The 24,728-nt window shown below is 34.9% G+C and carries 24 protein-coding genes and 1 pseudogene; 7 read left to right on the forward strand and 18 right to left on the reverse strand.

Translation table 11 applies throughout. The features are described 5' to 3' along the window. Nucleotides 1-35: 35 nt before the first annotated feature. Complete coding sequence (locus tag C4F50_RS21115; RefSeq protein WP_194140625.1) at nucleotides 36-1,838, forward strand: GNAT family N-acyltransferase; 1,803 nt, start codon at nucleotides 36-38, stop codon at nucleotides 1,836-1,838. An 83-nt stretch (nucleotides 1,839-1,921) separates the two neighbouring features. On the opposite strand, the gene C4F50_RS21120 is transcribed toward C4F50_RS21115, so the two are convergent. The 6 genes from C4F50_RS21120 to C4F50_RS21145 form a co-directional block, all read right to left on the reverse strand. Then, nucleotides 1,922-3,022 (reverse strand): suppressor of fused domain protein, encoded by a 1,101-nt coding sequence (locus C4F50_RS21120; RefSeq protein WP_194140626.1) that lies wholly within the window; start codon nucleotides 3,020-3,022, stop codon nucleotides 1,922-1,924. A 167-nt stretch (nucleotides 3,023-3,189) separates the two neighbouring features. Further along, a complete protein-coding gene (locus C4F50_RS21125; RefSeq protein ID WP_194140627.1) occupies nucleotides 3,190-3,561 on the reverse strand; it encodes a DUF805 domain-containing protein in 372 nt (123 codons plus the stop codon). 166 nt (nucleotides 3,562-3,727) lie between these two features. Next, nucleotides 3,728-4,000, reverse strand: a complete 273-nt coding sequence (locus tag C4F50_RS21130; protein WP_194140628.1) for a TM2 domain-containing protein — start codon at nucleotides 3,998-4,000, stop codon at nucleotides 3,728-3,730. 68 nt (nucleotides 4,001-4,068) lie between these two features. Then, the gene (locus tag C4F50_RS21135; RefSeq protein ID WP_194140629.1) at nucleotides 4,069-4,533 is read right to left on the reverse strand and encodes a DUF2752 domain-containing protein; all 465 of its coding nucleotides are present in this window, start codon (nucleotides 4,531-4,533) and stop codon (nucleotides 4,069-4,071) included. Continuing rightward, complete coding sequence (locus tag C4F50_RS21140) at nucleotides 4,508-4,885, reverse strand: DUF4234 domain-containing protein (protein ID WP_194140630.1); 378 nt, start codon at nucleotides 4,883-4,885, stop codon at nucleotides 4,508-4,510. Before C4F50_RS21140 ends, C4F50_RS21135 begins: the two co-directional genes overlap by 26 nt. Before the next feature lie 186 nt (nucleotides 4,886-5,071). After that, a complete protein-coding gene (locus C4F50_RS21145) occupies nucleotides 5,072-6,022 on the reverse strand; it encodes a 2-hydroxyacid dehydrogenase (RefSeq protein ID WP_194140631.1) in 951 nt (316 codons plus the stop codon). Between the two features lie 350 nt (nucleotides 6,023-6,372). Here C4F50_RS21145 and nhaA point away from each other — a divergent pair, with 350 nt between their 5' ends. Together nhaA and C4F50_RS25915 are read left to right on the forward strand one after the other, a co-directional pair. Further along, nucleotides 6,373-7,509 (forward strand): Na+/H+ antiporter NhaA, encoded by a 1,137-nt coding sequence (gene nhaA, locus C4F50_RS21150; protein ID WP_194140632.1) that lies wholly within the window; start codon nucleotides 6,373-6,375, stop codon nucleotides 7,507-7,509. A 244-nt stretch (nucleotides 7,510-7,753) separates the two neighbouring features. After that, nucleotides 7,754-7,849, forward strand: a pseudogene (locus tag C4F50_RS25915) (c-type cytochrome); the annotation flags it as partial. A 577-nt stretch (nucleotides 7,850-8,426) separates the two neighbouring features. Here the strand turns inward: C4F50_RS25915 and proC are convergent. The 10 genes from proC to C4F50_RS21205 form a co-directional block, all read right to left on the reverse strand. Further along, entirely contained in the window at nucleotides 8,427-9,203 is a 777-nt protein-coding gene (proC, locus tag C4F50_RS21160; RefSeq protein WP_194140634.1) for a pyrroline-5-carboxylate reductase, read from the reverse strand. Nucleotides 9,204-9,470: 267 nt separating this feature from the next. Beyond that, the gene (mgtE, locus tag C4F50_RS21165; protein ID WP_194140635.1) at nucleotides 9,471-10,820 is read right to left on the reverse strand and encodes a magnesium transporter; all 1,350 of its coding nucleotides are present in this window, start codon (nucleotides 10,818-10,820) and stop codon (nucleotides 9,471-9,473) included. Then, entirely contained in the window at nucleotides 10,804-11,589 is a 786-nt protein-coding gene (gene rsmA, locus C4F50_RS21170) for a 16S rRNA (adenine(1518)-N(6)/adenine(1519)-N(6))-dimethyltransferase RsmA (RefSeq protein ID WP_194140636.1), read from the reverse strand. Before rsmA ends, mgtE begins: the two co-directional genes overlap by 17 nt. Nucleotides 11,590-11,659: 70 nt before the next feature. Continuing rightward, nucleotides 11,660-11,842 carry a hypothetical protein gene (locus C4F50_RS21175; protein ID WP_194140637.1) on the reverse strand — a complete coding sequence of 61 codons (183 nt, stop codon included), beginning with the start codon at nucleotides 11,840-11,842 and terminating at the stop codon, nucleotides 11,660-11,662. Nucleotides 11,843-12,092: 250 nt separating this feature from the next. Next, nucleotides 12,093-12,404 carry a DUF4286 family protein gene (locus C4F50_RS21180; RefSeq protein ID WP_194140638.1) on the reverse strand — a complete coding sequence of 104 codons (312 nt, stop codon included), beginning with the start codon at nucleotides 12,402-12,404 and terminating at the stop codon, nucleotides 12,093-12,095. Nucleotides 12,405-12,497: 93 nt separating this feature from the next. After that, nucleotides 12,498-14,279 carry a tetratricopeptide repeat protein gene (locus tag C4F50_RS21185; RefSeq protein WP_194140639.1) on the reverse strand — a complete coding sequence of 594 codons (1,782 nt, stop codon included), beginning with the start codon at nucleotides 14,277-14,279 and terminating at the stop codon, nucleotides 12,498-12,500. Between the two features lie 47 nt (nucleotides 14,280-14,326). Further along, nucleotides 14,327-15,169: a prolipoprotein diacylglyceryl transferase gene (gene lgt / locus C4F50_RS21190; RefSeq protein WP_194140640.1), complete on the reverse strand. Its 843-nt coding sequence runs from the start codon at nucleotides 15,167-15,169 to the stop codon at nucleotides 14,327-14,329. Nucleotides 15,170-15,243: 74 nt separating this feature from the next. Beyond that, the gene (gene serS, locus C4F50_RS21195; protein ID WP_194140641.1) at nucleotides 15,244-16,515 is read right to left on the reverse strand and encodes a serine--tRNA ligase; all 1,272 of its coding nucleotides are present in this window, start codon (nucleotides 16,513-16,515) and stop codon (nucleotides 15,244-15,246) included. A gap of 159 nt (nucleotides 16,516-16,674) precedes the next feature. After that, nucleotides 16,675-17,595 carry a hypothetical protein gene (locus C4F50_RS21200; protein ID WP_194140642.1) on the reverse strand — a complete coding sequence of 307 codons (921 nt, stop codon included), beginning with the start codon at nucleotides 17,593-17,595 and terminating at the stop codon, nucleotides 16,675-16,677. Between the two features lie 160 nt (nucleotides 17,596-17,755). Beyond that, the gene (locus C4F50_RS21205) at nucleotides 17,756-18,295 is read right to left on the reverse strand and encodes a DMP19 family protein (protein ID WP_194140643.1); all 540 of its coding nucleotides are present in this window, start codon (nucleotides 18,293-18,295) and stop codon (nucleotides 17,756-17,758) included. Between the two features lie 174 nt (nucleotides 18,296-18,469). On the opposite strand from C4F50_RS21205, the gene C4F50_RS21210 reads away from it, so the two are divergent. The 3 genes from C4F50_RS21210 (at nucleotide 18,470) to C4F50_RS21220 (ending at nucleotide 20,376) form a co-directional block, all read left to right on the forward strand. Continuing rightward, nucleotides 18,470-18,889, forward strand: a complete 420-nt coding sequence (locus tag C4F50_RS21210; protein WP_194140644.1) for a hypothetical protein — start codon at nucleotides 18,470-18,472, stop codon at nucleotides 18,887-18,889. A gap of 63 nt (nucleotides 18,890-18,952) precedes the next feature. Beyond that, a complete protein-coding gene (locus tag C4F50_RS21215) occupies nucleotides 18,953-19,855 on the forward strand; it encodes a PhzF family phenazine biosynthesis protein (RefSeq protein WP_194140645.1) in 903 nt (300 codons plus the stop codon). A gap of 53 nt (nucleotides 19,856-19,908) precedes the next feature. Beyond that, entirely contained in the window at nucleotides 19,909-20,376 is a 468-nt protein-coding gene (locus tag C4F50_RS21220) for a YrhB domain-containing protein (RefSeq protein ID WP_194140646.1), read from the forward strand. 63 nt (nucleotides 20,377-20,439) lie between these two features. Here C4F50_RS21220 and C4F50_RS21225 read toward each other — a convergent pair whose 3' ends face one another. Next, nucleotides 20,440-21,570 (reverse strand): mycothiol transferase, encoded by a 1,131-nt coding sequence (locus C4F50_RS21225; RefSeq protein ID WP_194140647.1) that lies wholly within the window; start codon nucleotides 21,568-21,570, stop codon nucleotides 20,440-20,442. 159 nt (nucleotides 21,571-21,729) lie between these two features. Then, complete coding sequence (locus C4F50_RS21230) at nucleotides 21,730-21,957, reverse strand: CDGSH iron-sulfur domain-containing protein (RefSeq protein ID WP_194140648.1); 228 nt, start codon at nucleotides 21,955-21,957, stop codon at nucleotides 21,730-21,732. A gap of 588 nt (nucleotides 21,958-22,545) precedes the next feature. Between C4F50_RS21230 and metG the strand changes: the two genes are divergently transcribed. After that, complete coding sequence (gene metG / locus C4F50_RS21235; protein ID WP_194140649.1) at nucleotides 22,546-24,609, forward strand: methionine--tRNA ligase; 2,064 nt, start codon at nucleotides 22,546-22,548, stop codon at nucleotides 24,607-24,609. Nucleotides 24,610-24,728: the final 119 nt, after the last annotated feature.

Here is a 24,728-nt window from a genome sequence, read left to right on the forward strand (position 1 = left end):
CTTTGTTCGCTGTTCTAATAATTTAAAAGTAGTACATGGGTTTAGTTACCGCGAAAGAAGTTGCAAAGGCAATAAATGTTGAAAAGTACGGAGTTCTCGGTACATTTTCTGGCTGGATTCTTATGAAGGTTCTTAAGATCTCTACCCTTAATAAAATTTACGACCATAATAAACATCTGGAAGATGTTGCGTTTTTGAACGGAATTTTGGATGAAATGGAAATTAAGTTCGAAATCCCGGAAGAAGATTTGAAACGTCTGCCAAAAGACGGCGCTTACATTACGATTTCTAATCATCCGCTTGGAGGAATTGACGGAATTTTGCTTTTGAAATTAATGCTTGAAAGAGAGCCAAACTTCAAGATCATTGCCAATTTCTTATTGCATAGAATTGTTCCGATGAAAAAATACATTATGCCGGTTAATCCTTTTGAGAATCATAAGGATGCAAAATCGAGCGTAATTGGTATTAAAGAAACTTTACGCCATTTGAGCGATGGAAAACCTTTAGGAATTTTTCCTGCCGGTGAAGTTTCTACGTATAAAGACGGAAAATTAATGGTGGACAAACCTTGGGAAGAAGGTGCTATTAAATTGATCAGAAAAGCGAAAGTACCGGTTGTTCCGATTTATTTTCATGCTAAAAACAGCAAATTATTTTACTGGCTTTCTAAAATTGACGATACGCTGCGTACTGCAAAACTGCCGTCTGAACTTTTAACACAAAAAGACCGTGTGATTAAAGTTCGTATTGGGAAACCAATTTCTGTAAGCGAACAAAACGAAATTGAATCTTTTGAAGAATACTCTGAATTCTTAAGAAAGAAAACCTATATGCTGGCAAATCCGTTTGAAAAAGACACCAAACTGATTGATACTGCAAGTCTTAAAATAACAAAAGCTCCTAAAAAAATCGTGACGCCTGCCAACGAATCAAAAATGATTGACGAAGTTCAAGCATTGCGAAACAGTGACGCTAGATTTTTACAAAGCAAAAATTACGAAGTTTTCTTTGCAAGCGCAAAAGAAATTCCGAACATTATACACGAAATTGGCCGTCTGCGCGAAATTACTTTCCGCGAAGTGGGCGAAGGAACCAATGAATCTATTGACTTAGACGAATACGACCAATATTATCACCATATGTTTTTATGGGATGATGAAACTAAAAAAATCGCTGGAGCTTACCGCATGGGACTGGGTTCTGAGATTTATCCGAAACACGGAATTGAAGGTTTTTATCTGACTGATCTTTTTAGATTTGAGCCAGAACTTCATGATATGATGCACAAATCTATCGAAATGGGTCGTGCTTTTATCGTAAAAGAATACCAGCAGAAGCCGATGCCTTTGTTCTTGTTATGGAAAGGGATTATTCACACTACTCTGCGTCATCCTGAGCATAAATATTTGGTTGGAGGAGTGAGTATCAGCAACCAGTTTTCTGATTTCTCTAAATCGTTAATGATTGAGTTTATGAAATCTAATTATTACGATCCGTATATCGCACAATACATTCATCCGAAGAAAGCATATAAAGTAAAACTAAAGGACGCTGATAAAGATTTTATCTTTGATGAAGCTGAATCTGACTTAAATAAGTTTGACAAAATCATTGATGAATTGGAACCAGGAAACTTACGTCTGCCGGTTTTAATTAAGAAATACATCAAACAAAATGCGCGAGTTGTTGCGTTTAACGTTGATCCGCTTTTTAATAATGCTATTGACGGTTTAATGTACATCAGAATCGCCGATATTCCAGAAAGTACTATGAAACCTGTTATTGAAGAATTTCAGATTGAACTAGAAAAGAAATTATCTGAGAAAGAAGATTAAGTTCATCATAAAAACTAAAAAAACTCATAAGCTTAGAACTTATGAGTTTTTTTTATGTCTAAAATCTATTTTCTGAATGCGGCTTAAACTACTTCTTCCCGCTCCAAACTGAAAATTTCTTCTCCAATGCTGTCCAGTTTATACAGTAATTCCTGCGAACCAGATTCTTTTACCACTTCCAATTCGCTGCTTGAAATAGGTACAATCCATAAAAAAAGAGTTTTTAAATCTCCTAAAACAGGGATATTCATTTGAGGCAGGACTTTTAATTTGTTAGTAAGAATACCATACTTAAATTTTCCTGCAGCCGTAGTGTTAAACTCCACGGTATGTCCTTGAGCCAGGAATGTAATATAATCCCAAGGTATTGCTGTAATCCCGCTGATAAAACTGGCAACGCTGTTTATTTGATCATGGGTTAGCCCTGCTCTCAAAATAATCCCGATTTCAATTCTGTTTATTTCACTTGAATTTTCAAAGTACATTTCAATTTTTGGCTGTGGACGCAATGAGACGGCAACAGTTGCAAAGACAATCTTTTCTGCTCCTTCGTATACGTAAAGACCTTTTGGAGGCCATTCTGAATTATCAATTCCGTAATACTTATCACTTTGCCCGAATATTTCGTCGTAATAATTTAAAATTTCCGGCTGCAGTAATTGAAAAGGATTCTCATCTTCATCCCAGGCTTTTACAAAAGCAGCCGCGTTTTTGACACGTTGATGCATTTCATTATCTGCCGAAAGCTCCCAGGCAAAATGCCCTTCGCCTTTGCAATCACGAGCATATCCAAAGAAGCCGTCATTACCGCCCCAGCTGGGAATTATGGCTAAAATTTCTCCATTTTCCAGTAATGCCGCTCCATCTCCTTCTTCCAGCCATACAATTTCCAGATTATTTTCATTAAGTCTTTCCTGTCCTTCTGGAAATTTGCAAAATTCCGTGGTTAACATGGGAGGGACACCTTTTTCCATCAATTTTTCCTCAATCTGTTCTGGTGCTGCAGCTAAATTTCTAACCCAGCAGCTTTTTACGCGAAAATCATCATTATCACCAAACAAATAAAAATAGGCCGTTCTATTGTCTTGCTCTACAATTGCAGTTATCGGACAGCTAGGACTTCTAAGCTCAAGGAGTACTTTAGGCGTTTCAATTTTATTATTACTTCTGCTAAATAATCCCATATTTTATTCTTCTTTTACATTAAAAAATTAATACTTCAATCCCAATTTTTAGTTAGAAACCATCATTGTTTCTAAGCAAAATAAGCATTTGTGTATAAAATTCCAACAATAAAAAATCCCATTCTTTTGAAATGGGATGTTCTTATTACAATTTTATTTAAAACTTTTTAGATTTTATCATTTCCAATTTCGTTGATATCTTCAAATTGGTTCTTAGGATCTGGACCGTATTGATTTGCTCCTTTTTCTCCATCAATACAATATAGATATAAATTGTAATATGGAATAAGGCAATACCAGCCGCTTTTACCAACATCATGCATTCTTCTTACACTTACTGCAATCGAAGGTACGATAACGCCTAATACACCTACAGCTAATACTAGAGGGCCGACAATCGGCACTATAGCCGAGACAAAAGCTAAAACAAATATAAGAACATAATATCCTAAGACAAACATCCAATATTCTCTTCTTCTTGCTCTGCCATCAAAATTTGCGTAGTTTTCAAAAACTACTTTTTTAAACATTTCTATCATAATTAATTTATTTTAAATCTTTTCTTTATTGGGCTTTATTCTGTACACTCTAGTAGGATTACGACACAAGAATACCTGCAAGGAATACTTTCCATTCAAAGAGAAAACGATTAATTAAAAAATTCCGTTTCTATGTGGGGAATTCTCTAATGTAATTTAGCTTCCTTTAAAACCAGCCTCTTTGGCCAGCTTGGTACGTTTTATAAAAATCGTCGTCAGATTTGGTCAAGTAAATTATTCCTTCGATAATACCGATAATACCACCAATTCCGAACATAATTCCCAAAAGCAGCTGTATGATTCCTTCTTTGTTGTAACCGAGATAAAATTTGTGAACTCCTAAATAGCCTAATAAAATAGCCAGGATTCCGGCAATTACTTTTTTATTGTCCTGCTGATAACGCGGATTATTCCAATCTTCTCTTTTTGTATTTTCCATAATCTTAATTTTTATAATTCTTAAAATAGTACTCGAACAAAAATTCTAGTTCTCGAAGAACTAGATTATTAAAACCAAATTGACTGACGCAGTATCTCATCAAAAGTATTATGTTGCACGAAGTAAATCAATCTTAAAATATGATAAACTCCTAAAAACACAGCCAATACATATGCCAGTTTTCTATTGTATAATAAGCCATTAAAGTATTCTTTTTGAGTAATCAATTCTGTTGTTAATACTAAAATCGTCACTACACAGAATACAATTACAAAGGGCCCTAGAATATGGTAACTTATTGATTTGTATAAATCTCCCTGATAAAAATAAACCAAGGATTTTGTAATACCGCATCCTGGACAAGGAAAACCGATAAGCATTTTGAACGGGCAGAACGATTGATCGGTTTCTAAGTGATGGTCATGATTATCAAGCATTAAAAAAAATGGAATTATCAGTGTAATTACTGCACCGATAATTCCGTAAATTTTTCGTCTTGTCTGCTTATTATTTATAAAGTCTGTTGATATCACCTTGTACAATCATTGCTGCAGCGAAAGGAAAAAAGAATCCTAAAATAATTAATAACGTAGATTGGTCTTTTTGAAGTTCTCCAGTTCTTTTATACACTTCTGGCAATGCTTCTTTACCTGCCAAATAGTAGAAATAAATATTAACCGGCATACAACAACCTGCAAATATTGCAATAGGCTGCGAAATAACTTCTCTGCCTGCTACAGCATTAAAAACCTCTGCTACTTTAATATTCCAATAAATTAAATACAATCCGCATGATAAAAAACTAAAAAGTAAAACCATAATTGGATCTACATTAAATACTGGGATTGGGTCGTTAAAATTATTTGATGTCTTTTCTAAGTCCATTTTTCCTTTTAAAATTGTTAATTCCTACTCTTTGGATTTTCGGTTTCTCCAAATTCAAAAGAACTTTATTTAGATTGATTCTTCTGAAATTCGGAAACAATATTATTAAAAATTAACAAATAAAACTAATATCGACTCATTAATTTACAAGAAAAAACTCGTTATTAAAATCTAAAAGGCTCCTGACTATGCTCTGTTGTATACAGCCTTAATTTTATCTACTATTACCTGCGCCAAACGTTCGTGACTTTCAAAAGTCCATCCTGCAATATGGGGCGTCAATAAGACATTTTTAGATTCTAAAAGATATTGAAAAGCTTCTGGCGTATTTTTATCCTGAAAAAGCGTTTCAAAAGAAAGCTTCTCATACTCCAAAACATCCAAACCTGCTCCGAGAACCTTTTTTTGTTTCATTGCTTCTACCAAATCTGCTGTAACGATGTTTTTACCGCGAGAAGTGTTTATAATCCAAATCGGCTTTTTAAAGGCATTTATAAACGCACTATTGACCATTTTATCTGTTTCTGGTGTCCAAGGAAGGTGAAGACTTAAAACATCGCTCTTTTCTTGTAATTCGGCAAGTGACACTTGTCTGGCATTTTCGTCACCTACATTATCCAAAATATCATAACATAAAACTTCACTTTCAAAACCTCTTAGTTTTTTCGCAAAAGCTTTTCCCATGTTTCCGTAGCCTATAATCCCAACAGTCTTAAGATCTAATTCATGACCGCGATTGCTTTCACGATTCCATTGTCCAGCTTTTACTTCGGCGTCGGCTTGATTTAAGTTGTTAAATAACGATAGAATTACACCCAGCGAATGTTCTGCAACAGCGTTGCGATTACCTTCTGGAGCTGCAATGAGATGAATTCCTTTCGACAAAGCATGCTCACAATCAATACTTTCCAGACCCGCACCAACTCTTGCAATAAATTGCAACTTTGTTGCTTTATCTAAAAAGCCCTTGTCAATCTTGAATCGGCTTCGTATCACGATTCCGTTATAGTCTTGAATTTTGGCTTCTATTTCTTCTTTTGAAGATTTAAAATCAGCGTGATTTTCAAACCCCGCTTCTTCTAACTGATTCCAAAGAATGGGATTGTTGCTGTCGATATGAAGAATTTTTACACTCATTTTTATTGTATTTTATGATCTAACAAAAATACAGTAATTTGAAGTAGAAGAAGATTTTATTGAGCAAGTTATTATAGTCATTGCGTTAAATTTTATCACAGAGTTCATAAAGATTTACGCAGAGTACTCTAAATTTTTTAGAATTGAGATTTTTTATAATCAAAACAAGCTAAAGTAAAAACTTGGCTGCTTTGCATTAAAATTTAGATCAAGCTGGTCTTTTTTTAAAACTTGGGTCTTTAGTGGCGAAGCAACACACAGCATCTTATCAAAAATTTTTTATTGGTCAGATTTTTTTTAACTTTGAATGAGTCGTACTTTTTACGATTAAATCTTCAGAATAATTCCAAATGAAATTAACCAAAACTTTTAAAGCCTTTTTTGAAAATGAGAAATCAGGTGGTATCATCTTGCTTTTTGTCACGATTTTATCCCTGTATCTTGCCAATTCAGCTTTTCAAGGGCCATATATTTCATTTTGGGAAAAACAGATTGCAGGCCATACCATAACGGATTGGATCAATGACGGTTTAATGACTGTCTTTTTTCTTTTAATCGGATTGGAACTGGAACGGGAAATATATCACGGAGAATTATCAAACTTAAAAAATGCCGCTTTGCCTATTATGGCTGCTTTTGGAGGCATGCTGGTTCCTGCCGGAATATTTCTGGCGTTAAATTTCGGAACGACAACACAAAACGGTGCCGGAATTCCGATGGCGACTGATATTGCTTTTGCAATTGGAATTTTGTCTCTTCTCGGCAATAAAGTTCCTGCTTCTCTCAAAGTTTTTTTAACCGCTTTGGCTGTTATTGACGACTTAGGCGCGATTATCGTGATAGCCATTTTTTACACTACTTCGATATCTTTTTTAAACTTAGGCATCGCACTCGGAATCTGGTGTTTTTTATTTGTTTTGAATCGAATGAAAATTCACAACTTAATACCCTATATCCTAGGCGGCGCGGCAATGTGGTATTTTATGCTTAATTCTGGCGTTCACGCTACGATAACGGGTGTAATCTTGGCTTTTGTAATTCCTTTTGGCGATGGCGGTGAAAAAACATCTTCATACAAACTGCAGCATTTTTTACACAAGCCTGTGGCATTTTTTATCCTTCCTTTGTTTGCTGTTGCCAATACTGCCCTCACAATTACCGAAAACTGGCATGAAGGGTTAAGCCACAGCAATTCGTACGGAATTATTCTTGGACTTGTAATTGGTAAACCGCTGGGAATCCTGCTCTTTTCTTCTGTTGGTGTAACTGCTGGTTTGTGCATGTTACCTAAAAACTTAAAATGGGCACATATTTTAGGCGCTGGAATGCTGGGTGGAATTGGTTTTACAATGTCTATTTTTATAACTGTTTTAGCATTTAAAAATCCAGAAATTATTGTTTTTTCTAAGATAGCGATTCTTATTGCTTCTTTCTTAGCAGGAATTATGGGCTTTGCATTTTTAAAATACACACTTAGTAAAAAATAAATTCCAAATTTCAATATTTTTAATTTGCTGTACATGATGCTATCGTTCGAGTTCAAATTCCAATAATTAACCTTTTCAAAAGCAAATGAAAAGTATTAGAAAAATACTTCTTTTTCCTATCCTGCTTATTTTGATTATTAGCGGTATCATTATTTATGAAACTACTATCGCGACGCCCGAAGTTTTGGGTTGTGCAGTAGTTGATACTGTTCCTTTTTGCGGCACAACGAATCCTATTTTAACTGAAGACCAGAAAAAAGGAAGAGAGATTTTCAACTCCAACTGTGCTGCCTGTCACAAATTGGATGCAAAAAGTACGGGGCCAGCACTTCGCAATGTAGACTCGCTTGTGTTTGTAAAATGGCTCATCAACAAAAATCATAAAGTCGACAGTACTAAAATTGAAAAACTTGGAATCGATTTTCACCAAACAATGTTTACAGAACGCGTAAACAAGAAAGATGCTGTCTTGATACTGGATTATTGTTCTAGTGAGCGTTATTAGTTTGAAATTCAAACCATGACAATCTTTTTTGTTCTTCTTTTCATATCTGCTTTATAATTGATAAGAAAATTAAACACAGATCATTCGTTCGAAATAATAAAGCACAAGCGGCTTCAATAAAATTATTTTCAGCAAGTCCCAGAGGGACGAAATATTTGTAGAAATAATTTATCCGATTTGAAAGAGCTCCAGCGGAGCGATCCGTTTAATAATCAAATTGTGAAATATGCCGCTCCGCTGGAGCTTTTGAGATTTGGCATACAATTAATCTATAAATATTCAATTCCTCCGGAATTTTTATTTCACCTCAGAAATCACTGAGGAAACGGAAATGTTCCTATAATCGGAAACAAAAAATCCAAACTCCAATATCAATTGGAATTTGGATTTTTAATATTGAGATTTCAATAATCTAACCTTTAATCTGTTTCAAAGAAGTTTTAATCCCTTTAATCAAAGAAGAACTAAAGCCATTGTGTTCCATTTCATTCAAACCGACAATGGTACAGCCCTGCGGCGTTGTTACACGATCGATTAATTGTTCTGGATGCACTCTTTCTTCTAAAAGCATTTTTGCAGCTCCTTTTACCGTTTGTGCAGCAATAGCCAAAGCAGTATTCGAATCGAAACCAATTTCGATACCTGCCTGCATAGACGCACGAATGTAACGCAAGGCATAAGCAGTTCCGCAAGCGCCCAAAACTGTTGCAGCGTCCATCAGCTTTTCGTCAATTACGGGTGCTGTACCCAAATCTTGGAATAAATCTACAATTGGCGCGGCGTTATCTTTATATTTTTCCGGGAAAGAAATACAAGTTGCCGATTCTCCAAACTGCGCCGCAATATTGGGCATAATACGAACAACCGGAAATTCGTTGTTTGTTTTTGTCTGAAGTACATCCAAAGACAATCCGCTGACTGCCGAAGCAATTGTTTTGTTTTGAATAACAGGAAGGATTTCACCCAAAACGGTATCAACCTGATACGGCTTTATGGTTAAAATCACCACGTCTGCTTCCTGAATAGTATGTTTGTTATCAGACGAAACAGTAATTCCGTATTCTGCTAAATATTGAATACTGGCTGTGTTTCTTCTGGTAACAGTTACTTGATTGTTTTTTGAAAATTTTGCAATTCCCAAGGCAATAGAAACTCCAAGATTTCCTCCTCCAATTATGTGTACTTTCATTTTGGCTGGCTTTAATTATTTGAAACTGATTAACAACAAGCTATTAAATGCAATTTTTGTTTTAACACATAGAGACATAGGACCAATAAATCTGTAAAGGCGGTTTACTAATTTCTTTTTACTGCCTTTTCTTTAAAACAAACTTATGTTTCTATGTGTGTAATGACTAATAGCGAATTGCAAATAACACTGTCTTTTTCCTGCTCACAAATTACGCAGATTTTAGAGATCTAAAATCACGGCAATTAATCAATTTGTGGCAAAAATCTAAAATCCTAAAATTAATTTGGCAACTGTAAAATACAGCATGATGCCAAATACATCATTTGTAGTTGTAATAAAGGGTCCTGTTGCAATAGCAGGATCAATTTTGTTTTTATTCAGGAAAAGCGGCACTAAAGTTCCAAGAGTTGCTGCAAAAAGAATCACTACAATCATAGAAATTGAAATAGCAAAACCGACCAAATACTGCTGGTACATTACGGAATGATATCCTAAAAGAAGCAATGAAATAATACTTCCCGAAATCATCGATACGGTAAGTTCTTTTGTAAAGTAAGCTCTGCTGAATTCTTTCAGGGTTCCGTTGGCCAAACCTTGTACAACAATTGCTGAGGCCTGTACCCCAATATTTCCTGCTGTTGCCGAAAGCAATGGCACAAAAATAATTAAAGTAGAATATTTTTGAAAAGTGGCTTCGTTTCCTTTCAATACAAAAGAAGCAACGATTTCGATAACCATCCCTATTAAAAGCCACGGAAGACGCGCTTTTGTCAATTCGTAAACACTGTCATTAGACTCAACATCCTGGGTAATACCGGCCGCTAACTGGTAATCTTTGTCTGCTTCTTCCTTGATTACGTCTACGATATCATCAATTGTAATTCTTCCTACCAAACGTCCTAGTTCATCTACAACAGGAATAGCTTCCAAATCGTATTTCTGCATGATACGCGCGACCTCAACATCTTCGGTATCTACATTTACAAAATTTAATTTTCTGATGTAAACCTCGCCAATTTGTGTTTTAGTCGAAGAAGTCAATAAATCTTTCAGAGACAATCTGCCTTTTAGCCGGTTTTCGTCATCAACAACATAAATAGAATGTACTCTGGATACATTTTCTGCCTGAATGCGCATTTCTTTTACGCAGGTTAAGACGTTCCAGTTTTCATTTACTTTTACAAGCTCTTTCCCCATCAATCCACCGGCGGTGTTTTCGTCGTAACGCAAAAGATCTACAATGTCTTTGGCGTGTTCAACATCGACCATTTCCGAAATTACTTCGGCTTTGATTTCCTGCGAAAGTTCTGCGATAATATCGGCAGCATCATTGGTTTCAAGCTCGTCAAGCTCTTCAGCAATTTCTTTTGGCGAAAGACGGCTTAAGATGTTTTCACGCAGATCTTCTTCTAATTCCAGAAGAATTTCGGCTGTTTTGTCACTATCTAAAACCTTGAAAATATAGGTTGCTTCGTCAAAATCTAATTCATCTAAGATTTCAGCAATATCGGCATGATGCAGATCATTAAGTAAAACTTCAAGTTCGTTGTCGTTTTTACTGATGATCAGCTCTTCTAATTGATGTATAAATTCTTTACTAACTTTGAACTCCATCGGCTTCTATTTTTTGAGTTAGTTCAATAAATTCCTCTGTACTAAGCTGTTCTGGACGTTTATCAAAGATAGTGTCTTCTCGCAGTTTATCAGATAAATTTAATGTTTTCAAACTGTTACGTAATGTTTTTCGTCTTTGCTGAAAAGCCGTTTTTACAACAGTAAAAAACAACTTTTCGCCACAAGGAAGACTATAATCTTCCTTTCGGGTCATTCTCATCACACCCGATTTCACCTTGGGCGGAGGAATAAAAACGTTTTCATCAACCGTAAACAGATACTCGGTAATATAGAAAGCCTGAGCTAAAACGGATAAGATTCCGTAAGCTTTTGAACCTTTTTTCTCGCAGATGCGTTCTGCGACTTCTTTTTGAAACATTCCCGAAAATTCAGGAATTTGATGTTTGAATTCTAAAGTTCTGAAAACAATCTGCGTTGAAATATTATAGGGGAAATTCCCAATTATAGCAAATTGCTTGTTCTCGTAAACTTCGTTTATATTGTATTTCAGGAAATCCTGAGAAATAATATGATCTTTTAATTTTGGATAATTCGCTCCTAAATAGTCTACAGATTCTGTATCAATCTCGATAACGTGCGTATTGATTGGTTTTTCAAGCAAATACTTAGTAAGCACACCCATCCCTGGTCCTATTTCTAAAACCTCATCATATCCTTTAAGCGTCAAAGTATCTGCAATTGCTTTAGCGATACTTTCGTCTTTAAGAAAGTGCTGTCCTAAGTGTTTTTTGGCTTTTACTTTTTCCATTTCATTATCTTATTTGCCCAGAGGCTGCAAAAGTATTCTTTTTGCTGTAAAGGCTCAAAGAACCAGAACTTTATTTTTTATTTATTTCACGGAGCTGTTGCACATCAAATAAATCTTTTGCACGATTTGCTTTAATTTTACTGGTAATCAAATCTTCTAAAGACAAAACATTCCATCTCAAAAATGTTTTATCATTTACATTAACTGCTCCAACATCAACCATAAGCATTCGAACATTATGCTTTGCAGCCACAGTTTTGACATATTACTTTGATTTTATTACAATCAAAAAATTGTCCTTATTCTTATTTATTAGATTTTTTTACCGGAAATCTACTCATTGTTCGCTTAATCTTAGAAAACTGCGCAAGCGTTAAGCTCCAGATAATTTCAAAAAATCCTCTTGCTGTTGTCTGTTACTTTCTTCTTTGTCTGAAATCGAATTTTCATAAATTCTATTTTTTAACTGAATACTAATTCCTGAACACTGAACACTAAAAAACCTAGTGTTCTGAAATCACTTCCAATTCTGTTCTAAAAGAAAGCATCTTATCGGCAAATAATCCTAAAGCTTCTCTATGAAATTCTGGTTCATCTTCGATATAAAACTTCTCCAGAGTTTCTTTGCTGTCTGTTACATATTGAGTCGAATATGTAATGCCGCCCATTTCTTCTTCAACCAAAACTTTTACAATTCGCGCTGAAGAGAATTTCTGAGTTGCTAAAATTTCTGGTATGTGTTTTTCCTGCATCCACTTTAACCATTGGTCGTGAACGCTTTCGTGTATGTTGGTAGTAACGTTGTAAATAATCATTTTTTTTTAGGTTCTAAGGTTCTGAGAGGCTAAGCTTCTAAGCTTTTTCTCTTAGAAATTTGGATTTTGGGATTTAAAATTTGGAATTTATTTTTACAAATTCTTATCCCCTCTCAATTCGCGGTATTTTTTTCTGGCATCGACAAAGTAAATACTGTCTTGATGGTTAAAAATTACCTTTTCATATAAAGGCTTTGCCTTTTCTGGATCTTTTAGTTCGTCATTATAAATTTCTGCCGAGAAGTACAAAGCTTCGTCTACATAAATTCCGTCGCTGTGATGGTCAATAATCTGCTGGTATTGGCTTAAAGCCGAAGCAAAATCTTTCTGACTTTCGTAAACTTTTCCTAAACGCAATAATGTTACGGCTTCTATTTCCTGACCTTTATACGTCTTCAAAATATTCTGAAACTGCGTTATCGCCTCTTGTTTTTTATTTTGATAAATTAAAAAATCTGCTTTGGCAAATGCCTTCAAAGCAACCTGAGTCGAATCTGCAGCAGTATTATCATTAATTAATAAAAAATATTCAAGCGCATCATTGGCAATTAACTGCGTATTGGCCGCTTTTAGTTCTTTAAACTGTTTATTGGCCCATTCAAAATCACCTTTGTAATAACTTGTTTTAGCTGCTTTTAAACTCGCTTCGTGCGCCATCACATCATTCTTCAAATCCAATTGAATCTGCGAATAATAAATAAGCGCCTGATTGTATTTTTCTTCTAAAAGCAAAATATCCGCCAATTCCATTTTAGCATCGGCTTTTTGATATTCGTTTAGATTTAATTCTAATGCTCTCCTCATTACAGCTTTCCCTTCTTCGATATTTTTTAAATTGAAAGCCAGAAAATGTGCCTGAATGATTTGCAAAGATACGGTAAAAGGACTGATTTCGTAAGTAGTCAATAATTGCTGCAATTCCTGGCTGATTGCAGGATAGTCCTTTTCCTGTGCTTTTTCGATTTTAATCTCCATCAAATAAGCATTTGACTGAATTAATAAATCTAAATCTTTTGTATTCTGCAGTATAAAGTTCAGAATCTCTACAGCCGTTTCGTCATCACCTTCATTCATCGCAAACTGACTCAGATTGACAATACTCATCAACGATTCTTGTTCTCGTTTGTAAATGGCTTTTTCCTGAATAAAGGCTTTGCCAAATTCTTTTTGCTGTACATAAAACCAGCTTAAGTAATGATTCCAGAAAACGTCTTGTTCTTTTTGAGTTTTAAGAATTAATGCTTTACGCATGGCATCTTTAAAAGCCGTATTATCGGTCTCGCCATTCATAAAACGAGACAATTGTGTCTGAATGAGATTGGTGTTCTGCGGATTCTTAAAAGATTCGGTTAAAAGCAGGTCAATCATTAAATCGGTCTGGCCCAATTGACCGTACAACATTCCGATCTGGAAATTAAAATTGTAATTCGGCTGTACCTGCATTGCGGCTTGATAAGATTTTAAAGCATATTCCAGCAATACTTTTTTCTCAAACGAATTGGCAACGCCGTAAACATCATTCGGATTTGTTTTAATTTTTTCAACAGCTTCTTCGTAATACTTTTTGGCTTTTGATTCTTCTTTTTGAAGCTGGTAATTATAACCCAATTCTACCAAAAAAACTCCTTGCTTTGCTCTGTTGTAACGTTCCAAAATTGCTTTTTCGGCATTGGCAAACTGTTGCAGCTGCTGATAACAGTCTACTGTACGCAAAAAATATTGTGTGTTAGAAGGAGCGTTTTTTAAAAGTTCTTCGTAGCTTATTTTGGCTTTTTCAAAATCGCCTTTATCGTAGTAATACTGCGCTAGCTGATCGTTTTGGCTAAAAGCAAAACTAGAAAATAACAAAACGATATAAAGCAATATGTTTTTCATTTTTAAAACTTAAAAAATTATCCTGTTCCCTACAGATTAGAACCCAATCAAACCTTATGAAATTCTGAAGCATTCCTCTTTGATGATTTCCAGAAAATCAAAAGTACGCCAATTAATATAAACGGAACACTCAAAATCTGCCCCATATTCAGCAGCATACTATTTTCGAAGCTTTCTTGATTTTCTTTAAAAAATTCAATTATAAAACGTGCCGTGAATAATAAAGTTAAGAAAGTTCCAAAAATTAATCCTTGTGCCTTTCTATTTTTTTCTGATTTATACATCCAAAACAAAATGGCGAAAATCAATAAATATGCAAATGCTTCGTACAATTGTGTGGGATGACGCGGTATTAAATCGTCTCTTTGAAAAACAACGCCCCAATTTCCATTCGTTGGTTTTCCATAGATTTCAGAATTCATAAAATTTCCAAGTCTGATAAAAGCCCCGGTTACAGGAACTGCAACGGCCATTTTATCGAGAAGTCCCAAAAAATTTACTTTGTATCTACGGCAGTATAAAATCATTGCGGTAATGACTCCGATTGATCCTCCGTGACTTGCTAAACCCTGATAGCCAACAAACTCATAAACTCCTTTTATTTTCTGAATCGGTAAAAGAATTTCTATCGGATGTTTTAAGAAATAATCGGCTTCGTAAAAGAAGCAATGTCCTAACCGCGCTCCCAAAACGGTTCCGACAATTACGTAAATCAATAAGGAATCGAGGTTTTCTAAAGAAAGATTTTCTCTTCTATAAATTCTTCTGACGATATAATAACCTAGAAGAAGTCCGCAGGCAAAAAGTGCGCCGTAATACTTTAAAGGAAAGCTTTTGGTGACCCAGAAAATAACAGGATCAACGTTCCAGTTTAAAACTCCGTTCTTCATAAGCTCGGTTTTGCAGCAGTAAAAAACCTGACAGATTTTAAAAACCTGTCAGGTTTAACTAAACTTTTTAATATTTAGTTTATAATATCAAATCCGCAGTACGGACGTAAAACTTCTGGAATTACAATTCCTTCCGGCGTTTGGTAATTTTCTATAATTCCGGCCAAAACTCTTGGCAATGCCAATGAACTTCCGTTCAGAGTATGCGCTAATTGGTTTTTTCCGTCTTTGTCTTTAAAACGCAATTTCAAACGGTTTGCCTGAAAGGTTTCAAAGTTAGAAACAGAACTAATTTCTAACCATCGGTCTTGTGCTGTAGAGAACACTTCAAAATCATACGTTAATGCCGAAGTGAATCCCATGTCGCCTCCACAAAGACGTAAAACTCTGTACGGCAGTTTTAATTCTTTAAGAATCTCTTTAACATGCTCTACCATTCCGTCAAGCGCTGCATAAGAATTGTCTGGATGTTCAACACGAACAATCTCTACTTTATCAAATTGATGCAGACGGTTTAATCCGCGTACGTGCGCCCCGTAAGAACCTGCCTCACGACGGAAACAAGGTGTATAAGCAGTATATAAAACTGGTAATTCTGTTTCTGTTAAAAGAACATCGCGGAATAAATTCGTAACCGGGACCTCAGCAGTTGGTATCAAATACAAATCATCGATCGTAGAATGGTACATCTGCCCTTCTTTGTCTGGCAATTGTCCTGTTCCGTAACCAGAAGCTTCGTTTACTAAATGCGGCACCTGAACTTCATTATATCCTGCAGCTGTATTTTTGTCTAAAAAGTAATTGATTAAAGCACGCTGTAACCTTGCTCCTTTTCCTTTGTAAACAGGAAAACCAGCTCCGGTAATTTTTACACCCAATTCAAAATCGATGATATCGTATTTCTTAACCAATTCCCAATGCGGCTGTGCGCCTTCGTGCAAAACCGGAATGTCTCCTTCTTGAAAAACATTCAAATTATCATCTGGAGTTTTTCCTTCTGGAACAATATCCGCCGGAAGGTTTGGTAAAGTGTATAATTTATTCGTCAATTCGACAGCCAAAGCTTCTGCTTTTTCGCCCAATTCTTTGCTTTTTTCTTTAAGGGAAACTGTTTTTTCTTTTAAGATTGCAGCTTTTGCTTTCTCTCCAGATTTCATCAATTCACCAATATCTTTGGACAATTTATTAGATTCGGATAAAGTATTGTCTAATTCTACTTGTGCAGCACGACGGTTTTCGTCCAATTGCACCACCTCTTCTACAACGCTTTTAGCATCGATATTTCGTTTTGCTAAAGCTTTGATTACTTTCTCTTGATTTTCTCTAATAAATGCGATTTGTAACATAGCTTGATTTTTGTAACTAATGTATTTTTTATATAATGGAAGCAAATTTAAGGAAATGTTTGTTAAGAATAGAACAAACTTTAACACGAAAGCCGAAATCTCTTAAAAATAACAAAAGCACTAAAAAAGTGCTTTTTGATTTGATTTAAATTCTAAATTTTATTCTAGAAAACGATGTCTGTCGTCTCGATTAAACACGTATTCTTTTCCGTTGAAACGCAGTTTTTGTGATTCTTTTTTGGTCTGAAGCACCGTCTTTCCTTCAATTTCATTTTCAAGATCTCCTTCAACAGCTTCTTCGTACGAAAAATTCTTAGTCACGATTAAATCGAAAAAACCGTGGGTTTTATGACCCGAAAAACTCATTCCGGTCTCTAAGGTTTCGAGCTGAAAAGTACCACTTCCGTTAGAATCTCCGTTGGTCAGCCGTATCGGGTACTCGTATAAATACTTCTTGATTTCGTTATCGGCCAAAGCAAGAATGGTAAATTTTTGTTCCGAATATAAAACAATTCTGCTGCTGGCGCTTACTTCTGTATAAAAAGCGATTCCAGAAGTATCCTCATTCAACTGCACCAAATCTTTTAAGATATGCGATTTTGAAAACCGAATGGCTTCGTTATCGTAATATCCGAGATTATCATCGAATTCTTCGGCAATTATGCTTCCGCTTTCGCGATCGACAAACAAATATTTGCGTTGAAAATAATCTCCCAATTCTTCTTCATCAGCAGATTTGGACATTTTTTTATTATGCTCTGCAATTGTGAGAACAAAAAAAGCCGTTTTATCATTATAATTAATCGAACTTGTTTCGTTTAACTTGATCGAAGCATATCTTATATTTAAGTTTGAAGCTACTTTGGAAAGCAATGCCCGATCTAGATTTTCGTCAGTTTCAAATTGATCTGTATTTTTAAAAATCAATTTTTTGAGTGGTTTTCGAGCCGGTCGTGCTTCATTTTGAGAAAAAAAATCCTGGTCTTGTTCCGCAGCCAATGCTTTGTTCTTAATGTTCTGGCTTTGATTACACGAAATTAAAAACATAACCATTCCGCTTAGAATAATATATTTTTTCATTGGCATTTATTTGTTTTTAGAATTTGGGGGACTCTTTGCCTTAAAGACACAAAAGTTTTCCAAATATATAATTTTCTTACAAAAAAAATACTAAAAATCTTAAAACTCCAATATATTTTATCTTAACGCCCTGATTTATTGCTTTTCTGAGATTTTAAAATTACCCTCTTTTGATTTCGTGCCCCACAAACTCTTCTAAAGCAGCAAACATTTCGTCAACGGAAAGTATTTGGGTATCCGGATGTGACTTTAGAAAATCGGCATTAAGTGCTGCCAGATTTTCTTCTAATTCAAAAAAAGTATCATTATTTAATAAATCTCTGGTTGGGTTTACCCCTTCAAATTTACCTTTTAAGAATTTATCTATCTTAACACTGCTCAACAATCGAACTCTTTTTGCTTGAGCCTGAAACAATTCTAAATGCTTTTCGGCGCCAATTAAAGCCAAACCTTCTTCAATTAATTCGTTTAGTTCTTTATTCCATTTAGAATCATAAACAAACTTTGCAAAATTGCCTTCTGCATATTTTGAAGCATAATAATCGAGATAGTAACTCATTAAAGCATCTTCGTGAATTAAATCATCGTCTATTTTTTCCTCACGCATTAAGTTGATTACCGAAATATTTGAATTTACTACATCTTGAGGATTTTCGCTGTTTGCCGCCGTTTCTGAAATTATGATTCTGCCGAATTCCATGATTTGTTATTGTTTAGATTTTTGAATTGCAAAGTTGAGGGAAAAATTGATATAATTAAGTTAAACAATTCATTTACTTGAAAAACTAGATTTATTAAAATGAAAGACTAACAACAAACCTTAACTTTACAGCATTCAAAACCCAAAAAAAGGCATTAAAGCAAATAGTAAAATATGGAACACAGAGAAAGTATCATTGAAGGATATAATGCTCTTTTAACAGAATTTGACGGTTTAAAATTAAAACAGCTGATCGTATGTCAAAAAACAGAAACAAAAGAACCTGTTATTCTGTTTTTAAAAATTGAAAATCAAAATTGGCATGAATATTTTCTCGATGCTGGACTTGTCTTTTGGCGAAACTATGATGAGATGGAAGCGGAAATAGAAATGGAAGAAGAGGATGCCTTCTGTTATGTTGATAAAACTAATGAATTGGATCTTTTTGAAAAAGTTATTTCTACGATTCGCTGCGAAGCAGACCACAATAACAGCAAACTTATTATTGAATTTAAAAGTAAGGAGAAACTAATTCTTCAAACCATTACACCAGAAATTTTTGATTCAGAAACTGAACTTATTTTTAAGAAGTAAAATGATCCTAAATATTATAAAAGAATAAATAGTAACTTTAGTCCTTCTAAAAGCTAAGAAACTATGAAAGAACGAACGACTTTAGAATATTACGTTTTAGATGTGTTTTCGAACGAAAGCTACAAAGGAAATCCGCTTTCTGTTGTGTTTACCAATGGAAACTTAAAACTAGAAACCTATCAGGATATTTCTAAAGAATTTCGCTATTCTGAAACCTCTTTTGTTTATTATTCAGAAAGAGACAAGGCACTTATAGTTCGTTCGTTTACTCCAACCGGAATAGAAATCGACGGCGCAGGGCATAATTTATTAGGCGCGGTCTGCGGTGCACTATTAAAAGGAATGCCCATTTTTGATGAGCAAAACGAAAGCGAGCCTTTTGTGGTTATGAAACATTCTGCAATTCCATTAACGGTAAGTCTTGATCCCGTTACGTTATATCCTACAGTTCAAATGCATCAAAAATCGGCTGTAATTAAAGAAGAAATTCCAACTTATAGAATTGCGGTGGCGCTGGGTTTAAAGATTGAAGATTTGGATGTAAATTCTTTTGTTCCAACAATAGTCAAAACAGAAGTTGCGCATACAATGGTTCCCATAAAAAACAGCCAGATATTGAACAGCTTTGTTCCAGACAACCAACTTTTAATTCAAATCTCAAAAGAATATAATTTTGAGGGTTTTTATTGTTTCGCTCCTGCGGATGAAGGTCAGGATCATATAGTCGAAACAAGGTTTTTTAATCCTATCATCGGAATAAATGAAGATCCCGCAACAGGAACAGCTGCCGGACCTTTAATTGGTTTTTTAACACAAAAGAAATTTACAAAATCTGAGAAGGAATATAAAATTCTTCAAGGCGTAAAATTAAAACAGCCATCGATGATTGAGGTTATGAATCGTGACGAAGATATTTTAGTGGGAGGTTCTTCGGTTATTACCATGAAGGGCGAATTGTATATTTAAGCCTAATCAATCGTAAACCCAACATGATTTCATTTGAACAAGCCAGAAAAATAATGACTGATCGACTTGAAAAAAATTCTAGTTTTTTTGATGAAGATTCATTAATTATTTTAGACGAATATACGATTGAAAAACCATACGGCTGGATTTTTTCTTATACTTATAAATTGCTGCACGAAACACAAAACCCTAAATACTTAATTGCAGGAAACGTTCCCATCATTGTCAGCAGAAAAGACGGACAAGAAATTCCCTGTTCTCCTTACGATGAAATAGGTCAAGAATTTGAAGAAGATGAAAAAATTTGGAATTTGGTTTTAACTCCAGATATTCCTCTCGACAATGCCAAACTTATTGCACTTAAAAACAAATTGAATTTGAGTTTGAATACTTTAAAAGAAATAAAAGAAAATCCAGCTTATTTGCTTGACAGTGGTTCTGAGTTTAGACTGAAATCATTACAATCTGAATTGCAAAATATCGGCGTTGAAACAAAATTGTTTTTTTCTTGGGAAAACTAATATCATTTGTACAGCACAACTATTAAAATAAAAAAACCGCACTCCAAAAAATGCGGCTTGCTATTATTTCTTAAGTTCTTTTTCTAATGTTTTCTTTTGTTCTGGCGGAATTCTTTTCTTTAAAAACAAAATCTGTCCCAAATGACTTGACTGATGTTCCATAACATGAAACCAGCAGTATTGGTTTGTCATATCATATTTTAACTGCACTTCGGCAAACCATTTATCATCTCTTTTCTTTAGCTCTTCGATGGTTTTTGCTCGTACTTCATTGTAAATATCCAAATAATATTGAATGTTGTGGCCTTTAAATTCGTCGCGCCCTGCTTGATCTAGATTTAAGGCGTTGTTCCATATTTTCTTTTCTTCTTCATTAAAGTCTCGGTTTTCAAAAGTAAAAACCTGATAATACTTTTCAGCTGCGGCCAAATGCATGACCAAAGCTCCTATTCGATTTGCTTCTGCATCATGCAGGTAATCAATTTCATATGGGGTCATGTTTTTAACCGTTCTTTCAACTCGGGCTTTAAGATCTTCGAGCATCGAAATCATGTCTGCAATTTTGGGAGAAGCTCCTTCTACATTTCCTATTCTGGCTTCTGGTCTAGGTTTTATACCAGTTCCTTCTAGCAGTATACTGCTTTTTCCGTCGGCACTAGATTTATCAGATGTAACTTTGTATTCTTTTACCTTGACTACAGCATCTTTTGAAGTTCCAAAATTCCATTTCGGAATATCTCCATTTTTTGCAGGAGTTTCAAAACTTGAGTTTAAAACCGTCAAAGGCTCAAAAACTCCTTTGTCATTTTCAATCAGCAGCTCAAACTTATCAAAATAAAATTTTCCGTTATTGATGCACAATCCACCAAAAGTCAAAGATTTACTATTCGCATCTATAGTACCCTCAACAGTATAAGAATTCCATTCTTTTGATTTTACCGGTCGGTCCTGCATATTATCAAAAAAACCTTCTTCATCGTTTTTGGTATCGACTCTTGCCCAAACGCCAGCCCAGGACTTCGGATCTGTAGTTTCTGCTTTTACAAAAGCAATAACTTTAAATTTCTTCTTAACCGCGGTTTGAATATCAATAGTCTGATTAAAGGATATCCAATCACTCGAAACCACTTTTTGTGTCTGCGCTTGAGTTAGAGTAAAACTTAAAATCAAGCAAAAGCTAATTATCTTTTTCACTTTCAATTCTTTAGGATTAAAATGTAAATATAAAATTGTTTCTAAGAAATAACTTATTTTTTTAATAAAACTTGGTTGCAAAATCACGATGCTTTTTTTACAGCACAAAAAAACCGCATTCTGTAAAGAAATGCGGTCTTGTATTTGTAAATCAATATCTTAATTCGTTTTCATCGGAGGTAAATCAAACGCAACAGAATCGTGTTCGAAGTTGTTACGGTGTGCCCCATCGCAAAATGGCTTGTTCGAAGAATGTCCGCAGCGGCAAAGCCCTAATGCCGATCTTCCTTGTAAACCATAAAGTGCTCCTTCTGGATCCATGATCTCAAAATCACCTTCGATTTTAATAGATCCGTTTTTATTGATAATTAGTTTTGTCTTGCTCATAAAATTTGTTTTTTCGGTTACAAAGATTGCAAAATATATTCCGAAGATTTTAGGACCAATGCTAGTTTAAACTGGTTCTATTTTATGGGGTTTTACGACAGAGATGCAAAAGTTTTCACGGAGATTCGGGGAGGTTTTTTGTATGACGTGTGAAATTAATCGCGCAAAGTCGGAGAGGCGCAAAGTTTTATCCGCTGTTTTGTCAAGCTGAGCGATCCCGCAAAGCTTTTTTGAATTACGTCCAGCTTTAGCTGGATGTAATTATAATAAGAACACACTAAATTGGCTTTAGCCCAAAATAAGAATTTGGCTAAAGCCATATAAATCAAGATTACATTACAACCTCCAGCTAAAGCTGGAGGCAATTAATATTTAAAATTAAAATCTTTTATAATTCTTCTAAGCTGTGGCATAAAAAACACTTCGCGACGCTGCGCCTTTGCGAGATTAATTCGATTTACTTAAAAAAAACTTAGCAAATCTCTGTGTTTTTCATCGGGCAACTCTGCGAAATTGCGTGCGAATCTCTGCGCATTAATAAAATCTCAAATCTATTGCTTATTTTTGCACTCAATAAAATTCATATTAATGATACAGAATCCAAAAAGATATACGATCACAGCGGCATTGCCATACACCAACGGACCAATTCACATTGGACATTTGGCTGGAGTTTATGTACCTGCAGATATATATTCGAGATATTTAAGATTGCAGGGAAAAGATGTGGCATTTATCTGCGGAAGCGATGAACACGGTGTTGCAATCTCTATGAAAGCTAAAAAAGAAGGTGTTACCCCACAAGAAGTTATAGATAAATACGACGGAATTATCCGTAAATCATTTGAAGATTTCGGGATTTCATTCAATAATTACTCTAGAACTTCTGCAAAAATTCATCACGATACTGCTTCAGAATTCTTTAGAACATTATATGATAAAGGAGATTTTATTGAAGAAGTAACAGAGCAGTTGTACGATGCAAAAGCAAATCAGTTTTTAGCAGACCGTTTTGTGGTTGGAACCTGCCCTAAATGCGACAATCCAGAAGCGTATGGCGATCAGTGTGAAAAATGCGGATCGACTTTGAATGCGACTGATTTGATCAATCCAAAATCGACCATTACTGGAGAAACTCCTATTCTAAAATCTACAAAACACTGGTTTTTACCATTAGATCGTTATTCTGATTTTTTAACCAAATGGATTTTAGTGGGTCATAAAAGTGATTGGAAACCTAATGTTTACGGACAAGTAAAATCTTGGATCGATGCCGGATTAGAACCTCGCGCCGTAACACGTGACCTTGATTGGGGAATTGATGTGCCGGTTGAAGGTGCAGAAGGCAAAAAATTATATGTTTGGTTTGATGCGCCAATCGGATATATTTCTTCTACAAAAGAATGGGCAGCCCGCGAAGGAAAAGACTGGGAACCGTACTGGAAAGATGAAGAAACGAAATTGGTTCACTTTATCGGAAAAGATAATATTGTTTTTCACTGTATTATTTTCCCAGCGATGTTAAAAGCCGAAGGAAGTTATATTCTGCCAGACAATGTTCCAGCAAATGAATTTTTGAATTTGGAAGGAAACAAACTTTCGACTTCTAAAAACTGGGCGGTTTGGTTACACGAATATTTAGAAGATTTTCCAGAAAAACAAGACGTTCTACGTTACGCTTTGACTGCAAACGCGCCAGAAACTCAGGATAATGATTTTACTTGGAAAAGTTTTCAGTCGAGAAACAACAGCGAATTAGCAGATAACTTAGGGAATTTTGTAAATCGCGTTATTGTTCTGACTCAAAAATTTTATGAAGGTGTTATTCCGCAGCCAAATGATTTTAATGAAGTTGACGAAAGAATATTATCCGAACTAAAAGCGTACCCAGCAGTTATTGCAAGTTCTATAGAAAGATACAGATTCCGCGAGGCACTTAACGAACTAATGAATTTATCTCGTTTAGGAAATAAATATTTAGCCGACGAAGAACCTTGGAAATTAATCAAAACAGATCCAGAAAGAGTTAAAACACAAATGTATGTGGCATTGCAGATTACAACTGCATTGAGTGTTTTATCTGAACCTTTTCTGCCTTTTACAGCAAAGAAACTAAACACACTTCTAAAATTAGATGGAAGTTTGAAATGGAATGAAATTGCTGATTTATCAGAGTTAATTGCTCCTGGTCATGTGATTCAAACTGAAAAAGCAGACGTTCTTTTTAATAAAATCGAAGATTCAGAAATTCAAAAACAAATAGATAAATTGGAAGCAACAAAAACAGCCAATCTTGCAGAAAGCAAACAACCAGAACCGCAGAAAGATTTGATTCAGTTTGAAGATTTTGCAAAAATGGATATTCGTGTAGGAACTATTCTAGAGGCTGAAAAAATGCCAAAAGCAAACAAACTATTGGTTCTTAAAGTAGATACTGGAATAGATGTTCGTACCATTGTTTCTGGAATTGCTGAGAGTTTTTCTCCAGAAGAAATTATCGGAAAACGTGTTTCTGTTCTGGCAAACTTAGCACCAAGAGCTTTACGCGGTGTTGAAAGCCAGGGAATGATCTTGATGACGACCAATGCAGAAGGAAAATTGGTTTTCATCAATCCAGATGCTGATGCGCCGAATGGAGAAACTGTGAATTAAGATTTTTATTTACTCAAAATATAAAAGAAAGTTATCAGTCTAAAATATAGGCAGGTAACTTTCTTTATTTTAGATATAAAAGCATACGATCTGAAAATAAATTTTTAATTTTGAAGATA

Source organism: Flavobacterium hungaricum, assembly GCF_015182285.1.
Taxonomy (GTDB): domain Bacteria; phylum Bacteroidota; class Bacteroidia; order Flavobacteriales; family Flavobacteriaceae; genus Flavobacterium; species Flavobacterium hungaricum.

Excerpts from the sequence above, each read along its gene's own strand:
- C4F50_RS21115 (WP_194140625.1), top strand. The coding sequence starts at position 36 with ATGGGTTTAGTTACCGCGAAAGAAGTTGCAAAGGCAATAAATGTTGAA.
- C4F50_RS21120 (WP_194140626.1), bottom strand. The coding sequence starts at position 3,022 with ATGGGATTATTTAGCAGAAGTAATAATAAAATTGAAACGCCTAAAGTA.
- C4F50_RS21125 (WP_194140627.1), bottom strand. The coding sequence starts at position 3,561 with ATGATAGAAATGTTTAAAAAAGTAGTTTTTGAAAACTACGCAAATTTT.
- C4F50_RS21130 (WP_194140628.1), bottom strand. The coding sequence starts at position 4,000 with ATGGAAAATACAAAAAGAGAAGATTGGAATAATCCGCGTTATCAGCAG.
- C4F50_RS21140 (WP_194140630.1), bottom strand. The coding sequence starts at position 4,885 with ATGGACTTAGAAAAGACATCAAATAATTTTAACGACCCAATCCCAGTA.
- C4F50_RS21145 (WP_194140631.1), bottom strand. The coding sequence starts at position 6,022 with ATGAGTGTAAAAATTCTTCATATCGACAGCAACAATCCCATTCTTTGG.
- nhaA (WP_194140632.1), top strand. The coding sequence starts at position 6,373 with ATGAAATTAACCAAAACTTTTAAAGCCTTTTTTGAAAATGAGAAATCA.
- proC (WP_194140634.1), bottom strand. The coding sequence starts at position 9,203 with ATGAAAGTACACATAATTGGAGGAGGAAATCTTGGAGTTTCTATTGCC.
- mgtE (WP_194140635.1), bottom strand. The coding sequence starts at position 10,820 with ATGGAGTTCAAAGTTAGTAAAGAATTTATACATCAATTAGAAGAGCTG.
- rsmA (WP_194140636.1), bottom strand. The coding sequence starts at position 11,589 with ATGGAAAAAGTAAAAGCCAAAAAACACTTAGGACAGCACTTTCTTAAA.
- C4F50_RS21180 (WP_194140638.1), bottom strand. The coding sequence starts at position 12,404 with ATGATTATTTACAACGTTACTACCAACATACACGAAAGCGTTCACGAC.
- C4F50_RS21185 (WP_194140639.1), bottom strand. The coding sequence starts at position 14,279 with ATGAAAAACATATTGCTTTATATCGTTTTGTTATTTTCTAGTTTTGCT.
- lgt (WP_194140640.1), bottom strand. The coding sequence starts at position 15,169 with ATGAAGAACGGAGTTTTAAACTGGAACGTTGATCCTGTTATTTTCTGG.
- serS (WP_194140641.1), bottom strand. The coding sequence starts at position 16,515 with ATGTTACAAATCGCATTTATTAGAGAAAATCAAGAGAAAGTAATCAAA.
- C4F50_RS21200 (WP_194140642.1), bottom strand. The coding sequence starts at position 17,595 with ATGAAAAAATATATTATTCTAAGCGGAATGGTTATGTTTTTAATTTCG.
- C4F50_RS21205 (WP_194140643.1), bottom strand. The coding sequence starts at position 18,295 with ATGGAATTCGGCAGAATCATAATTTCAGAAACGGCGGCAAACAGCGAA.
- C4F50_RS21210 (WP_194140644.1), top strand. The coding sequence starts at position 18,470 with ATGGAACACAGAGAAAGTATCATTGAAGGATATAATGCTCTTTTAACA.
- C4F50_RS21215 (WP_194140645.1), top strand. The coding sequence starts at position 18,953 with ATGAAAGAACGAACGACTTTAGAATATTACGTTTTAGATGTGTTTTCG.
- C4F50_RS21220 (WP_194140646.1), top strand. The coding sequence starts at position 19,909 with ATGACTGATCGACTTGAAAAAAATTCTAGTTTTTTTGATGAAGATTCA.
- C4F50_RS21230 (WP_194140648.1), bottom strand. The coding sequence starts at position 21,957 with ATGAGCAAGACAAAACTAATTATCAATAAAAACGGATCTATTAAAATC.
- metG (WP_194140649.1), top strand. The coding sequence starts at position 22,546 with ATGATACAGAATCCAAAAAGATATACGATCACAGCGGCATTGCCATAC.